We start from the raw sequence: 13871 nt of genomic DNA on the forward strand, positions 1-13871 counted from the left end.
CCGGGGCAGTCGGCGAGTTCGGCGATGACCTCAGTCGCTTCCGTCATGCTCGGGGGAGAGCCGGACCCGCCGTCGGATCGGCCGCGGTGTGGCTGTCGGCGGCGATCGGGGTCCACCTCAGCTCGGCGGCGAGCGGCGGAAGGCTCACCCGCATCGCGGGGACGACGCTGGTGAAGAAGAGGTCCCGGTCGCCGCGCAACGCTTTCTGCAGGTCGTCAACCAGCACACTGTAGGTGTGGTCGAACAGAACGCTGAGCGCGAGCGCCGTGTGATTCTCGTACTTCGCCTTGGCCGGGTTGGCGATCATCGGATACGTCGGGGGCAACGGGATGGTGCCGTCGGCGATCGCCTTGAACTTGTAGTAATGCGACATCTCGAGCGGTGTTCCCAATACCGGGCCGTAGGTGCCGTCGGCGCGCGGGCCGTAGTACTCGTACTGGCCCCACGGCTCGCGGACCCGGTATTTCGGATCGTCGAGCGCGCCGCTCATGTCCGGCCCTCGCCCTGTTCGACGATTTCGTTCACCGCCTTTTTCGCGGATTCGAGGTCCCGGACGAGGACGACGGTTCCTCCGCTGTCGCCGAAGTTCCACTGTTCGCTTTGCCGGGAGATGTCGTAGGTGCGCCCCGCGGTGCGGTCGTATTCCTCGAGCTTCTTCAGGATCGCCGAATACAGCTGGCCGATCGTCGAGAAGCCCTCCTCCTGCGGCAGCGCATCCGGCTGCGCTGGCTGTTCGATCCGCATGAAGGTGCTGCGGAACAGTTCCGGCGACGCCGCCATCAGCTGCAGGTACGGCCCGCCGTCAGCGGAGAGCGAAGCGGGTTAGCTCGGCGGAAACGGATCGGCCGCGCCCGCCTCGGTGACCAGGGTCGGCGTGCCGCCGACGGCATTGAGCAGGTTCGCGGCCAGGTTGAGGTGGAGCATTTCCTCGAGCGCGACCCCGTGCACGAACTGGTACGCCGAGGAAGCTTTGGATATAGCGGCGTTCGGTGGCAGCGGTCATGCCGACTCCTGCTCGGAATGCGCCAGTGGCGATACCGGGCAAATTCGCACGACGGCGACCCCCTGCCCGTGCAGCGACACTGGCAGTGGCCGGAGCGGCTCTCCAACGTCCGAACGGGCGCAGTTCCGCCTGAAGAAAGTGGTAAAACCGCATAGGCGGCCTAATGTTTTGCGAAGCTCAAAGGTCCGCTAATGCGGCAGGCGTTTCCGCGACGTGAGTTTCTTTTGCGGCACCGGGTTAATCGGTCTTTACGAAAAGCTGGCGACCGGATTGGCGTTTTCGGCTAGGCTGGTGCGGGACTGACAGGGGAGGTCAGGGTGAAGGGGTTCACGACGCCGGGCAAGCCGGTGGACGTCGCGAAGGTGTTTCCGGAGCTGGCCGGGCTGGAGCGGACCACGGTGCGGCTGCATCCGTGGCAGGACGCGGTGACAGTGCGGGATTCGTCGCTGGGCGGGCCGTTGCTGTGGCCTGCCGACGAGGCGTGGCCGGTGTGCTCCGTCGACCATCCGGATTCGCGTCCGTTGACCAGCGCGGAGGGGAAGCGGCTCCAGCAGCGGCTGGCGGAAATCGGCGAGGAAATGCGGAACTGTCGCGGATCTCGCGCTCTTGGCGTCGAGTTCACCGAGCTGGAAACCGCCGTCCGCGAGCTGCGGCGCGTGGAATTCGCCGACGATCCGGCCGCGTCGCTGCCGATGGTGCCGATCGCGCAGTTCTACGCGCGGGACGTCCCGGAGCTGCCGTTCCCGGACGGGACCGACGTGTGCCAGGTGCTGTGGTGCCCGACCGATCACGAGCCGCACTACGGTCCGCGGCCGCTGGTGCGGTGGCGGGATTCCGCGAGCGTGGCGGAGGTCCGCGCGGCGACGGAGCCGGACCGCGACCTCAGCGACGAGGAAAGCCTGCCGTCGCCCTGCCGGATCTGGCCGGAGCGGGTGACGGAGTTCCCGCACTGGGACGATCTGCCCTCCGCCGGGCTGCGGGCCCGGATCGAGGAGTGGGAGAAGGGGAAGGACTGGACGTATGACCAGCACCTGTCGGTCGCGCCGGGCTCGAAGGTCGGCGGCTGGATCAACTGGGTGCAGTCCCCGGATTGGCCGGACTGCGAGCGCGGGCACCGCATGGACCATCTGCTGACGGTCGCCTCCTCCGAGGGCGGCGGCTGGGAGTCCTGGATGCCGCTCGAAGAGCAGGCCAGGACGACCTTCGTGAAGAAGGTGGAGTTCGCGCTGGTCAACGGGGTCACGACCAGCCGGGAGATCGGGCTCGACGAGGAGTTCGACCCGGCTGGTTCGCACTACAGCTATTACGACCAGGCGATGCTGGCGGTCGCGCCGCAAACGGTGAAGGAACGCGTCATTCCCGGCGACCGGCGCGGGTCCGGCCGCCTGGATGTGATGCTGGGCGACGTCGGGGACGTGTACCTCTTCGTGTGCGCGGTCTGCCCGGACCGGCCGATCGGCGTGGAGTTCCAGTGCTGCTGACCGGTGTCCGACCGGATCACTGATCCTCGGCGAGGTTTTCGATCGCCCGTTTCCGGCTGTGGTCGAACACGATCGAACTGCGGAACTGCACGACTTCCTTGCGGCTGCTGAGATCCTCGACGAGGAACGTGTGCAGCCGCGCGACGTCCGGGACCGCGACGTGCAGCAGGAAATCGTCGCCGCCGGCGAGGACGAAGACGGCCATCACCTCGGGCATGGCGAGCGCGTCGCGGCGGAAGCGGTCGATGACCGGCCGGCTGAGCGGGCGGATCTGGGCGAACACCATGGCCTGCACCGACCTGCCCAGCGCGGGCAGGTCGACCTCGGCGTGGAAACCGGTCAGCACCCCGCGGGCCTGCAGCCTGCCGATGCGCTCGGAACACGTGGACGCGGCGACGCCGACGCGCTCGGCGAGGTCGCGCATCGGAATCCGGGCGTCCTGCTGGAGTTCGTGGACGAGCAGGCTGTCGATCCGATCCAGGTTCGGAAGTTCGGGCATTTGCCGAACATATCACTCTCCAGACGCCGGAATGGGAGACGGAAGCGGCAGTCTGGTGCTCGTGAGTCGAACAGAGAGTTTCGCTGGAGAGGCACTGCAGGTCGTCCGCGGCACCCGGTCGGGGGTCGCGATCGCTGTCGCGATCCATTCGACGGCGCGCGGGCCCGCGATCGGCGGGTGCCGGATCAAGCCGTACCCGTCGTGGCGCGACGGCGTGGACGACGCGCTGCGGCTGTCGGCGGCGATGACGACGAAGTGCGCACTGGCCGGACTTCCTTACGGGGGCGGCAAAACTGTCGCGGCGCTGCCCGCTGAGGGGCTGGATCCGGCGCGGCGGCCCGACCTGATCGCCGACATCGCCGAGGCGATCGCCGCACTGGGCGGGCGGTATCGCACGGGGCCGGACATCGGGTCGACGTCCCAGGACATGGCGGACATCCACCGTCTCGCGCACGGATGGGCGTTCTGCCGTCCGGAGGAACAAGGCGGCAGCGGCACGTCGAGCGCGGCGACCGCGCGAGGAGTCTTGGCCGCGCTACGGGCCGGTGTCGCGCCGCGTTCGGTCGCGGGGCTGCGGGTGGGCGTGCTCGGGTTCGGGAGTGTCGGGCGGCTCATCTGCGAGTCGCTGCTCGAACAGGGTGCGGACGTCGTCGTGACCGACGTCGACAGCGGGCTCCGGCCGGTCGCGGAACAGCTGGGGGCGACCTGGACGGAGGCGGACCTGGTGCGGGAGCCGCTGGATGTGCTCGTGCCTGCCGCGACCGGCGGATTGCTGACCGTCGAGTCGGCGGCCGGCTGCGGCGCGTCGCTGATCGTCGGACCGGCGAACAACCAGCTCGTCGCCGAGGAAGTCGCGATGGTGTTGCGGGACCGGGGAATCACCTGGATCCCGGACGTCGTCGCGAGCGCCGGCGGGATTATCCACGCGGTCGGCCGCGAGGCACTCGGAATGGACGAGGCGGCGGCGAACGCGAAGATCGACGCGATCGCCGACACGACGGCTGCGGTTCTGTCGCTCGCCCGCGAACGGGGGCTGACGACGGTGCGGGCCGCGCGAGAACTGGCGCCGCCCGCCTGACCGAAGGCGGCTGAGGCTCCGGGACAGGTCCCGGAGCCTCAGCCAGTGGTTTCCGTTTCCGTGCGATCAGTACCAATGGGCGCGGCCGCCGATTCGGCGTCCGGTCCCGCCGAGCACCGCGAGTATCGCGCCGATCACCACGAGGGCGATCCCGATGCTCCACAAAATCTGGATCGAGGTGATGAACCCGATCACTAGCAGAATGACGCCGAGAACAATCACGGGGAGGACCTCGTCTTCCTTCTCTCGGTGGGGAATGCGGCGTTCGTCGTGCTTACTGCCGGATACCCTCACTCGGACGAGTGAAACATGGCTTCGGGGAGAATTTCGGGGGGACCCGGACGGGGCCCGGGGCAATTTCCCGATCACGCCGCGTGAATTAGTCACCATATTGATCGGTCGGAAGGCAGAAAGTCAGGCAAATGGCGTAAGGAACGGCGCCGACGCTATTGCCGCCGCTGAACCGGACGAAGCGGACCGCTCCCGCTCGCCTGCGTCGTCGTCGCCGGACGGGCATCATGGGGTGGTGGCCGTACACCCCGGCCGCGCCTGCTCTCGCGTGCCCGGCCGGGCACGCGACGACCGACGACGGGACCGCGACGATGGACGAGCCGACCGACCCCAGCAGCGACCCGGCGCCAGAGTTCCGCGTCGAGCGCGCCGACCGGCCCCCGGCCGCGGTGCTGACGGTGTACGGCGAGGTCGACATGGTCACCGCGCCGCTGCTGACCGCCGCGGTCGACGAGGTGCTCGCCGGGGCTCCGCCGGTGCTGGTGCTGGACCTCGCCGCGGTGAAATTCCTGGCTTCGGCCGGGCTGACCGCACTGGTGACCATGACCCAGGTCGGGGCTTCCCGCGCCAGCCTGCGGATCGTCTCCTCCGGCCGGGCGACGGTGCGGCCCATCCAGCTCACCGGGCTGGAGCAGACCCTGCCGCTGTACCCGACAGTCGAGGCGGCGCTCGCCGGAGCCTGACCGCGTCCCTTTCGGACGGACAGCGCGGGTGAACCCGGCCCGGAGAGGGTAACCGGGCGGCGGAAAGAGGTTCCGGGGCGCTGGCGCCGCGGGAAGCAAAGCCCGTCGAACGGGGAGAACATGCGCATCGGCTACACCTTGATGACCGAACAGACCGGGCCGCGCGAGCTGGTCGGCTGCGCGACCGGCGCCGAACAGGCCGGTTTCGACTTCGCGGCCTGCAGCGACCACTATTCGCCGTGGCTCGCCGAACAGGGGCACGCGCCGTACGCGTGGAGCGTGCTCGGCGCGGTGGCCCAGGCGACCGAGCGGATCGAACTCATGACGCTCGTGACCTGCCCGACGATGCGGTATCACCCCGTGGTGGTGGCGCAGAAGGCCGCGACGGTGCAACTGCTGTCCGACGGCCGGTTCACCCTCGGGCTCGGCGCGGGGGAGAACCTGAACGAGCACGTCGTCGGCATGGGCTGGCCGTCGGTGTCGGTGCGGCACGACCGGCTCGCCGAGGCGGTGCAGATCATCGGCGGCCTCTTCGACGGCGGCACGTTCACCTACACCGGACAGCATTACCGGGCCGACGCGGCGAAGCTGTGGGACCTGTCGCCGACGCGGGTGCCGATCGCGATCGCGGTGTCCGGCCCGAAGTCGGTGCAGCGCTTCGCGCCGGTGGCCGACGCGATGGTGGCGGTCGAGCCGAACGCGGAGCTGTGCGCGGAATGGGACCACGCCCGGGTCGGGCCGCCGACGCGCAAGATCGGCCAGCTGCCGGTCTGCTGGGACCCGGACCGCAGCGCCGCGGTCCGGCGGGCGCACGAGCAGTTCCGGTGGTTCGGCTCGGGCTGGCCGGTGAACGCGGAGCTGCCGGGGACGCAGGCGTTCGACGCGGCGACGCAGTATGTGCGGGAGGACGACGTGGCGGCGGGTCTGCCGTGCGGTCCGGACGCGGGGCCGATCGTGGACGCGGTGAAGGAGTTCGAGCAGGCTGGGTTCACTGATCTGGCGCTGGTGCAGATCGGTGGCGCGGAACACCAGCCGGAGTTCTTGAAGTTCGCGCAGCGGGAGTTGCTGCCCGCGCTGCACTGAATTCCACTGTAGACGGTGGGGCCCGGGTGTCGAGGCACCCGGGCCGCACCACGAGCGTCACGGATGCCGCAGCAACGCCCCGAATCCGTCGGCCAGGTCGAGCCGCTCGTCCATCACCACCACATCGGCGCCGACTGCCACCGCCGCGTACGGCAGGGCCTCGTCCGCGCGCTGACGGGCCGGATCGTCCACCCCGAGCGCGTCCAGCCGAGGCCGGGCGACGCCGACCTGAGTCGGTTCCGAGCCGGTGTACACGCTGGCCTCGCCGGAGTCTCCGACCAGCAGCGTCGCCACGTTCGCCTCCGCCAGCGCGGCGGTGACAGCGGACAATCCACTGACCGCCAGCGCCGATTCGCGGCCAGCGTCGGCACGGAAGCGGTCGGCCAAGTCGTCCAGCTCGCGCAACCGTTGCCCGGTAAGCAGTTCGTGCACCGCACGGTCCAGCTCGGCTCGACCGGCCCCGGAAGCACGGCTGCCCGTGTCGACCTCCGCGGCGAGCGAGCGGGCCGGTTCGGGCAGGCGCTCGTGCAGTTCGGTGCGGGCCTGGACTTCACCGGCCAGCACGATCGCTCGCGGCTGCACGCGCTCGGCGGCCTTCGCGACGTGGTCGGCGACTTCCGTCAGGTTGCGGTGCGTGGTCTGCTCGGCGTGCGACTGGATGTCGCGGTGCGCCGGACCGCCGCCGCGGACCTTGTGCACCGGATGCTCCTGCCCGTGCACGGTCTCGGTTTCCACGCTGCCGTCGGGCCGGTGCACCTCGATGTCGGCACCGGTCCGGTCGACGAGGACCACCAAGTGCGCCGGTGCTTCTTCGAGGTGGCTCACGGTCGGCAGGAAGTACGGCAGCGCCGAGTAGCGCGCCTCCTGCGCCGGCGGCGGAGCCGCGAGCCGCCGGTCGAGCAGGACGGTGCCGTGCGCCGCGACGATGCTGCGTCCGGCCCGTCCGACCGGCGGGGAACTTTCCTCCACCGCGCCGAGAACGGCGTCGACTGTCGGCCGGTCGGCGCCCTGGTCTGCGAGCGTGGCTTCGATCTCCTTGAGCCGCAACCGCAATTGCTTGGCCGCGTCCTCGGTGTCGTGCGATTCGTCGAAGTGCACCGAGACGAACGGGCCGTCGGTCAGCAGTGCGCGCAGTTCGTGTGTGTCCATTTCGGATTCTTCCTCCCAGCGTTCGGGAAAGCCTCACCGGGTTTTGGGCAGTTCGGGCGAGGCGGTGTCCAGCGGCACCGCGCCGGAACGGATGAGGCCCAGCTGCACCGTCTGCCGGCGGCCGACCTTCTGCAACGCCCAGTCGGAGGCCGTGCGCAGCCGATTTCCCGGCAGGGACAGCAGATGGTAGCCGCGGGTCACCAGCCGGGCGGGAAGCCCGGCGAGCGGGATGTGCAGCGGATTGGCCGCGCCCTGGCCCGACCCGAGGTCGACGGCGAAGCCGAGATCGCGGTGCCGGTACTGGCGCGCGCGGCCGACGCCGAGCGACGCGGCGACGTTGCTTCCGGCCAGTTTCCCCTGCCGCTGCGCGTGTTGCGCGGTCATCGGAGTGGTCTCGCCGGGCCGGGTCAAGTCCGGTACCGCGGCCGCGTCGCCGCAGGCAAAAACGTCGTCGCGACCAGGCACGTTCAGCTCCGGTGTGACGACCAGACGGCCCTTCACGGTCTCCAAGCCCAGGTCGGAGACCAGCGGATCGGGCCGGACGCCGACGCACCACACGAGCGTGTGGGTCGGCACCGCGTCGCCCGTGGTCAGCGTGACGCCTTCGACGTCCGCCTGATCCACCGACGTCTTCATCCGGACCTCGACGCCGCGCTCGCGCAGCACCCGGTCGGCGGTGGCGCCGAGCCGGGGGTCCAATTCGGGCAGTACGCGTTCGGCGACGTCCAGCAGCAGCCAGCGAATCGGCTGTCCCTCGAGTTCAGGGTGGCGGCGCGCGAGGTCGGCGGTGAACTCCGGGCCCTGCGCGGCGACCTCCGTGCCGGTGTAGCCCGCGCCGACGACGACGAAGGTGCACCGGGCGTCGCGTTCGGCCTGGTCGTCGGTCGCGGCGGCCAGTTCGATCTGCCGGGTGACGTGGTCGCGCAGGTACAGCGCCTCGGGCAGGCCGCGGAAACCGTGCGCGTATTCGGCGACGCCGGGGATCGGCAGCAGCTTGTTGACGCTGCCCGCCGCGAGGATCAGCCGGTCGTAGTCCAGCGTCCGCTCGCGGTCTTCCGGGTCGGTGTAGGTCACGGTGCGGGCGTCGAAGTCGACGGATTCCGCGGTGCCGAGCGCCAGCCGCACGCCGCGCAGCGTGTCCGGAATGGACACGGCGACGTGCCTGGGGTCGACGATCCCGCTGGCCACCTCCGGCAGCAACGGCAGGTACAGGAAATAGTCGGTCGGGTTCAGCACGACGAACTCGGCGCGGTCGCCGAGGGTGCGCAGCAGTTGCCGCGCGGCGTGGTATCCGGCGAACCCGCCGCCGACGATCACGACTCGCATAGGCGGCCTCCTTTCCTCTCGACGGGTACCCGGCGCGCGGCCGGGCAATCGCGCCGGTTTCGCCCCGGGGAGCCCCGGGCATCCGGGTCCGGTACCCGCTTTGCGAGGAGGAGCGCATGAGCAGCACGATCACCGAAATCGTGGACGTCGACGTCCCGGTGTCGGCCGCGTACAACCAGTGGACGCAGTTCGAATCCTTCCCCGAGTTCATGGAGGGCGTGGAGGAGATCCGCCAGCTCGACGCGACGCACACGCACTGGGTCACCCGGTTCGGCGGCGTCGGGCGGGAGTTCGACGCGACCATCACCGAGCAGCATCCGGACGAACGGGTCGCGTGGCGCTCGGACTCCGGGCCGGACCACGCCGGGGTGATCACCTTCCACCGGCTGGGCGACACCAAGACGCGGGTCACCGCGCAGATGGAACTCGACCCCGAGGGACTTGCCGAGAACGCCGCCGACAAGCTCGGCATTCTCGACCGGCGCGTGAAGGGGGACATGCTGCGGTTCAAGCAGTTCATCGAGCAACGCGGACGCGAAACGGGTTCCTGGCGCGGCGACGTCGAGCGGCCCAGCTGACGCGGTTTTCCCGCTGGCGTGGGACACCGCACATCCGGGTGCCGCGGGCATGGCCCGGCGGCGCCGCGGGTAACCGGGCGGCAACGAACCCCGTTCAGAGAGGAGAACAGCATGGCCCGCGTGGCAGTGCTCGTCGACGAAATGACCGAGGACGACGAATTCCTGGTGCCGTGCGAGAGGTTGCGCTCCGCCGGGCACGAGCCGGTGGTGGTCGGCTTGGAGAAGGGCAAGAAGCTGACCGCGTTGCACGGCACGAAGATCACCACGGACCAGGCCGTGGACGACGTGGCCGCGGCCGACTTCGACGCGGTCGTGGTGCCCGGCGGGTATTCGCCGGACAAGATCCGCACCAGCGAGCCGATGGTCGCGCTGGTCCGGGAAACGGCTGCCGCGGGCAAGCCGGTCGCGGCCGTGTGCCACGGACCGTGGCTGCTCGCCGAGTCCGGGCTGGCGCGCGGGCGGACGGTGACGTCGTGGCCGTCGCTGCAAACCGACCTGCGCAACGCCGGCGCGGAATGGGTGGACCGCGAGGTCGTGACGGACGACGGCGTGATCACGTCGCGCAACCCGGACGACCTGCCCGCGTTCTGCGACGCGTTGCTCGAACGGCTGAAGTAAGGCTCAGGACGCGAGAACCGGATACGGAAGTGGTTGAGCGCCGCAGGGTGCCGCCCCGGCTATCGGTCGGCGGCGGTGCCCGGCGGCGCGAAGCCCGTTTGATGCCCGGGGTTGTCTTTGGTGCGGCCGCTTCTGAACGGCTGAAGTAAGCCTCAGGACAGCGAGAACCGGATGCCGAAGTGGTTCAGCGTCGCGGGGAGTCGTCCCGGTTGCAGGTCGGCGGCGGTGCCTCGCGGCGCGAAGCCCGTTTGCTGCAGCAGCGAGGCGAGCAGTGTCGAGGCGGTGAAGAGCACGACGTCGCGGCCCGGGCACACGCCGGGGCCGGCGCTGAACGGCACGAGCGCGGGGTTGGCTGCGGCGCGGCCGTCCAGCCAGATGTCCGGGACGAAGGAATCCGCGTACGGCAAGGTGTCCGGGTCGCGGTGGAAGAACGGCGTGTAGATCAGGAACGACGTGCCTGCCGGGCCCCATGCGGTGTCTTCGGTGCTTTCGCGCAGGAGCGCGGGCGTGGTGGGCCAGAGCCGGACGGACTCCAGGACGCAGGCGCGCAGGTACGGAAGCTGTTGCGGTGTCGAGAGATCTGCTTCGACGATCTCGCGGCGGGCCTCGGCTAGTTCGTCGGGATGCGAGGCGAGCAAGGCGAGTGCGCGAAGGGTGGCGATCGCGGCGGCGTCGAACGCGAACAGCCAGTGCGGGACTTGGCCGGTCGGGTCGACGTCCGGGTCGGCCGGTTGTTTCGCCATCGCCGCGCCGAGGCTGCCCGGGCGGTCCAGGCCGAGCTGCCGGTCGAGCAGGGACTGGAACTGGCGGCGCTGCTCCTCCCGGGGCGGGTGCGCGAAGGCCCAGTTCGCGTTGAGCCGCAGCTGGTCCAGGAGGTCGGTCACGCGCCGGTCGGCGGTGGTGTCCCCGCCGAGCACGATCTTGCGGATGATCGTCCAGAAGTGCTCGGTGAACTGGGTCGCGTCCAAAGCGGGATAACCCGAAAGCATTTCGGTTGCTTCGCTGCGGATGGTTTCCGCCCACGAGCCGGCGAGTTCGTGCGCGGCTCGGCCGGGTTCGAGGACCGTCTCGTTGAGCTTCCGGCGCCGGGCGCGCGTGGCGCCGTTGGAGATCAGCACGCCGTGCGGCTGGAAGTGGCGCAGGGCCGCGTCTTTTTCGGTGGTGTCCGGGCTGAACGGCGTGGGGGTGCCGGCCAGCAGTTCGCCGACGTGGTCGGCGTCGAGCACCAGCCGGAACGACCGGCCCGGCGCCGGCAGGTCGAGCGGGCCGGGGCCGTAGCGTTCGCGCAGGTCGTGCAGCAGGCGGATCGCCGAGCGGTCGACCTGCAGTTTCTGCGCCGCGGCCATCGCGCGCGGACGGCGTTTGACCAGTCCGATGCCGACGGTGGGGGCGACCACCCGCGCGACGATGCGCCCGGTGTCGCGGACCGACGCCCGCTGGGGGCGGATGTCGACCGGGGGCAGTGCGGACAAGTCCGGGCTCGCGGTCGCGCGGGTGGTCGCCATGCTGTTCGGGTACCCGGCCCGGTTCGGGTGAAACCTCCGCCGCCGGTTTCCGCTCGGCGGCGCGGAGCACACTGTCTATTATGGACTGCGGGTAATGGCTGGCATGAAACAGCTTTCGCGTCTCGGCCGTCGGCCGGACGGTGCTCGAGTCCGTCCGGAGCGTCCACAGTGCTTCATGCGAGATCGAGGCGCAGGGTGGTCGCGGGCAGTGCGCTGCGGTACCGTCGAGCCAGGAGCGGTTCAGCCCACGTGCCGTCGCCAGATCCCATGCGGCCCGTTGCTCCGGGCCCAGGGCCGGGCCGCACTCCACGGCCCGGTCTCGCGTCTGCGAGGAGGGCTCAATGCACGAAACGCTCGCTTATCTGCCGGGGACACCGGCGCGAACGCTGATCACGACCACCGCGGACGAAACCGTCGTCGCGGTCTCCGCGGACCTGGACCTCCGCTCCACCGCCCGGCTGCGCGAAGTGCTGGCCGAGGAAATGTCCCTGCATCCGCTCGCCTTGATCGTCGACGTCTCCGGCTTGGCCTTCTGCTCGGTCAGCGGTCTGGAAGTGCTGACGGACACCGCGCGGGCGGCGGACGCGGCGGGCATCGCTTTCGTCGTGGTGGCCGGGCAGCGCGCGGTGCTCCGGCCGCTGCGAGTTCTCGGCCTCGACCGGGAGTTCCGGGTGGTCGAACGCCTTGCCGACGCCGTCGGAGGGAGCGCCGCCGCACGGAACCTCACGGCCGAGGTCGGCTAGCCGTTCCGTTCAAGCCCGGCCCCTCCGGTTCTCCGGCGGGGCCGGGTATATCCGCGCGCGGAGGCGGGAAGCCTGTTAAGCATCCGGAATCCGAGTAGGTTGGCAGTCGCTTGCTGGTGGTCCGGGTCGGCGGGGAGGGATTTGTGGAAGCGCGAAGCAGAGCGGCGGTGGATTACTCGGCCGTGGTGCGGCTGAGCGGCGACCCCGCCGAGCTGCGCGGCGAGGTGGGCGAGGTGCTGTCCGCGGAGCCGCGAACGGTGGTTTTCGAGCTGAGCGAGCTGACCTCGTTCTCCAGCCGGGATCTCGCCGCGCTCCGCGAGACGGCCGAACCGGGCGAAGCGGTGTTCGCCTGCCGGGAGGGCGGAGTGGCCCGCCGGGTGCTCGAGGAGGAGGGCGTCCCGGTCTCCGACTCGGCGTCCGCGGCGCTGGCGCTGGAGGACGAGTCGCTGCGACCGTCGGGCGAGCGGTTCCGGTCGCTCACCGAGATGCTGCTGGCCGCACGGACGGTCGGCGAGGTCCTGCAGCTGGTCGTGGACGCGACGGCGTCGCTGGTGCCCTCCGCGGAGCTGGTGTCGATCACTCTGCGCGCGTCGGACGGCAGCTTCCACACCGCCGCCTACACCGACCGGAAGGCCGCCGAGCTGGACGTGCTGCAGTACCAGCTGGGCGAGGGACCCTGCCACGACGCGGCGGTGCCCGGCCGTCCGGAATTTCTCGAATGCCCCGATTTGCGCGGGGACGAGCAGTGGCCGCAGTGGTCCCCGGCGGCGGCCGAGCGGGGTTGGCGCGCGGTGCTGGCGACCGCCCTGGTCGACGACGCCGTTTCGCGGTTCTCCGGCGCGCTCAATCTCTACTCCCGCGCCCCCGGGGGCCTCGGCGACGCCGACCGCGACGTCGTGCTGCTCCTGGCCAGCCACGCGACCCTCGCGGTGGCCGAAACGGACGCGGTGACCCGCAACGAGCTGAACCAGGCGCAGCTGCGGCGCGCGCTGAACAGCCGGGACGTGATCGGGCAGGCGAAGGGCATCATCATGGCGCGCCGGGGGCTGGACGCGGAGGAGGCGTTCGACCTGCTGCGGCGGACTTCGCAGCAGCTGAACGTGAAGCTGGTGCAGCTGGCCGGGACGCTCGCGGCCCGGCACGAGGAGCTGGACAGCGGTCCGATCGCGGAGCTGGGCGAGCCGGACCCGGTGTGAGGGCGGAGGCGCGTTCTGCGCGCCTCGCTCCCGAGCGCAGCCCCGACGGTCGGGCGCGGCGGCCAGGGAGCAATACCAGGGACTTAAGGCGGCGCTGTGGGTGCGGCATGAGGGTTTCTGTCCTGGTCGCGGGGGCTGGGTGCGGGGTGCGCTGTCCGTGAGGGGAACCCTGGGGGACTCAGAGTCCCTCAGGGTTCCCCTCACGGACACGAGCAAGCGGTCGCGAGGGCATAGGGCGGGCTTTTCGGCGAGGTTGGCGTCCTTGTGGACGGTTGGCAATGCCGAAGGTCGCACGGCCTAAGTCCCTGGCATTGGCGGACAGGGGGCGAGCGCGTTCGGTCGCCGGGCAGCGTCCTGGCGAGGGTTTTGCCTGCTGAGCAGCGGTCGCGCGAGGCGGAGCGCTGGCTCGGTTTCCCGGTGCTGCGAGCGGGATCCGACGTGTCCGGAGCCGGTCCGCCGGGTAATCGGTACGGAGGAGTCGAGCCGACCGAGGAAGGAGCCCGTCATGGTGCACCCTGTGCCGCCCGGACCGGAGCCCGTCCCGTCGCCGCCGGAGCCGCTGCCGCCGTTCCCGCCGGAGCCTGCCCCGCCGCCGCGTCCGGGACCAGGTCCGTTGCCCCCGCCGGAACCGCCCGTCC

At 70.6% G+C, this 13871-nt stretch carries 14 protein-coding genes and 1 pseudogene; 8 read left to right on the forward strand and 7 right to left on the reverse strand.

The features are described 5' to 3' along the window. Positions 1-43: 43 nt before the first annotated feature. Positions 44-490 carry a hypothetical protein gene (locus D0D37_RS28355; protein ID WP_116203641.1) on the reverse strand — a complete coding sequence of 149 codons (447 nt, stop codon included), beginning with the start codon at positions 488-490 and terminating at the stop codon, positions 44-46. Beyond that, positions 487-924, reverse strand: a pseudogene (locus D0D37_RS28360) (ferritin-like domain-containing protein). Before D0D37_RS28360 ends, D0D37_RS28355 begins: the two are co-directional and overlap by 4 nt. Before the next feature lie 396 nt (positions 925-1320). On the opposite strand from D0D37_RS28360, the gene D0D37_RS28370 reads away from it, so the two are divergent. Then, positions 1321-2484 carry a hypothetical protein gene (locus D0D37_RS28370; protein ID WP_116203644.1) on the forward strand — a complete coding sequence of 388 codons (1164 nt, stop codon included), beginning with the start codon at positions 1321-1323 and terminating at the stop codon, positions 2482-2484. 16 nt (positions 2485-2500) lie between these two features. Here D0D37_RS28370 and D0D37_RS28375 read toward each other — a convergent pair whose 3' ends face one another. Then, the gene (locus D0D37_RS28375) at positions 2501-2983 is read right to left on the reverse strand and encodes an Lrp/AsnC family transcriptional regulator (protein ID WP_116203645.1); all 483 of its coding nucleotides are present in this window, start codon (positions 2981-2983) and stop codon (positions 2501-2503) included. A 61-nt stretch (positions 2984-3044) separates the two neighbouring features. Here D0D37_RS28375 and D0D37_RS28380 point away from each other — a divergent pair, with 61 nt between their 5' ends. Next, a complete protein-coding gene (locus D0D37_RS28380) occupies positions 3045-4061 on the forward strand; it encodes a Glu/Leu/Phe/Val dehydrogenase dimerization domain-containing protein (RefSeq protein ID WP_244223706.1) in 1017 nt (338 codons plus the stop codon). Positions 4062-4127: 66 nt separating this feature from the next. Here D0D37_RS28380 and D0D37_RS47150 read toward each other — a convergent pair whose 3' ends face one another. Next, the gene (locus D0D37_RS47150) at positions 4128-4283 is read right to left on the reverse strand and encodes a hypothetical protein (RefSeq protein WP_086024889.1); all 156 of its coding nucleotides are present in this window, start codon (positions 4281-4283) and stop codon (positions 4128-4130) included. A gap of 296 nt (positions 4284-4579) precedes the next feature. Between D0D37_RS47150 and D0D37_RS28385 the strand changes: the two genes are divergently transcribed. Both D0D37_RS28385 and D0D37_RS28390 read left to right on the forward strand, forming a co-directional pair. Next, positions 4580-5035 (forward strand): STAS domain-containing protein, encoded by a 456-nt coding sequence (locus tag D0D37_RS28385; protein WP_244223707.1) that lies wholly within the window; start codon positions 4580-4582, stop codon positions 5033-5035. A gap of 120 nt (positions 5036-5155) precedes the next feature. Beyond that, entirely contained in the window at positions 5156-6118 is a 963-nt protein-coding gene (locus D0D37_RS28390; RefSeq protein WP_116203647.1) for a TIGR03557 family F420-dependent LLM class oxidoreductase, read from the forward strand. Positions 6119-6175: 57 nt separating this feature from the next. On the opposite strand, the gene D0D37_RS28395 is transcribed toward D0D37_RS28390, so the two are convergent. Together D0D37_RS28395 and D0D37_RS28400 are read right to left on the reverse strand one after the other, a co-directional pair. Beyond that, entirely contained in the window at positions 6176-7267 is a 1092-nt protein-coding gene (locus D0D37_RS28395) for an Rv2629 family ribosome hibernation factor (RefSeq protein ID WP_116203648.1), read from the reverse strand. Positions 7268-7300: 33 nt separating this feature from the next. Further along, entirely contained in the window at positions 7301-8593 is a 1293-nt protein-coding gene (locus tag D0D37_RS28400) for an NAD(P)/FAD-dependent oxidoreductase (RefSeq protein WP_116203649.1), read from the reverse strand. 116 nt (positions 8594-8709) lie between these two features. On the opposite strand from D0D37_RS28400, the gene D0D37_RS28405 reads away from it, so the two are divergent. Further along, on the forward strand, positions 8710-9171 hold the full coding sequence (locus tag D0D37_RS28405) for an SRPBCC family protein (protein WP_116203650.1): 462 nt from the start codon (positions 8710-8712) through the stop codon (positions 9169-9171). A gap of 111 nt (positions 9172-9282) precedes the next feature. Beyond that, positions 9283-9789: a type 1 glutamine amidotransferase domain-containing protein gene (locus tag D0D37_RS28410; RefSeq protein WP_116203651.1), complete on the forward strand. Its 507-nt coding sequence runs from the start codon at positions 9283-9285 to the stop codon at positions 9787-9789. Positions 9790-9941: 152 nt separating this feature from the next. On the opposite strand, the gene D0D37_RS28415 is transcribed toward D0D37_RS28410, so the two are convergent. After that, complete coding sequence (locus D0D37_RS28415; protein ID WP_116203652.1) at positions 9942-11294, reverse strand: cytochrome P450; 1353 nt, start codon at positions 11292-11294, stop codon at positions 9942-9944. 341 nt (positions 11295-11635) lie between these two features. On the opposite strand from D0D37_RS28415, the gene D0D37_RS28420 reads away from it, so the two are divergent. Next, positions 11636-12037 carry an STAS domain-containing protein gene (locus tag D0D37_RS28420; RefSeq protein ID WP_116203653.1) on the forward strand — a complete coding sequence of 134 codons (402 nt, stop codon included), beginning with the start codon at positions 11636-11638 and terminating at the stop codon, positions 12035-12037. Positions 12038-12204: 167 nt separating this feature from the next. Continuing rightward, positions 12205-13233, forward strand: coding sequence for a GAF and ANTAR domain-containing protein (locus D0D37_RS28425; RefSeq protein ID WP_244223708.1), 1029 nt, complete (start codon positions 12205-12207; stop codon positions 13231-13233). Positions 13234-13871 lie beyond the last annotated feature (638 nt).

Origin of the sequence: Amycolatopsis circi, assembly GCF_003385235.1 — a bacterium.
Classification (GTDB): Bacteria; Actinomycetota; Actinomycetes; order Mycobacteriales; family Pseudonocardiaceae; genus Amycolatopsis; species Amycolatopsis circi.

Coding starts and splice junctions, on each gene's coding strand:
- D0D37_RS28375 (WP_116203645.1), bottom strand. CDS start 2,983: ATGCCCGAACTTCCGAACCTGGATCGGATCGACAGCCTGCTCGTCCAC.
- D0D37_RS28415 (WP_116203652.1), bottom strand. CDS start 11,294: ATGGCGACCACCCGCGCGACCGCGAGCCCGGACTTGTCCGCACTGCCC.
- D0D37_RS28355 (WP_116203641.1), bottom strand. CDS start 490: ATGAGCGGCGCGCTCGACGATCCGAAATACCGGGTCCGCGAGCCGTGG.
- D0D37_RS28410 (WP_116203651.1), top strand. CDS start 9,283: ATGGCCCGCGTGGCAGTGCTCGTCGACGAAATGACCGAGGACGACGAA.
- D0D37_RS28390 (WP_116203647.1), top strand. CDS start 5,156: ATGCGCATCGGCTACACCTTGATGACCGAACAGACCGGGCCGCGCGAG.
- D0D37_RS28420 (WP_116203653.1), top strand. CDS start 11,636: ATGCACGAAACGCTCGCTTATCTGCCGGGGACACCGGCGCGAACGCTG.
- D0D37_RS28395 (WP_116203648.1), bottom strand. CDS start 7,267: ATGGACACACACGAACTGCGCGCACTGCTGACCGACGGCCCGTTCGTC.
- D0D37_RS28400 (WP_116203649.1), bottom strand. CDS start 8,593: ATGCGAGTCGTGATCGTCGGCGGCGGGTTCGCCGGATACCACGCCGCG.
- D0D37_RS28405 (WP_116203650.1), top strand. CDS start 8,710: ATGAGCAGCACGATCACCGAAATCGTGGACGTCGACGTCCCGGTGTCG.
- D0D37_RS28385 (WP_244223707.1), top strand. CDS start 4,580: ATGGGGTGGTGGCCGTACACCCCGGCCGCGCCTGCTCTCGCGTGCCCG.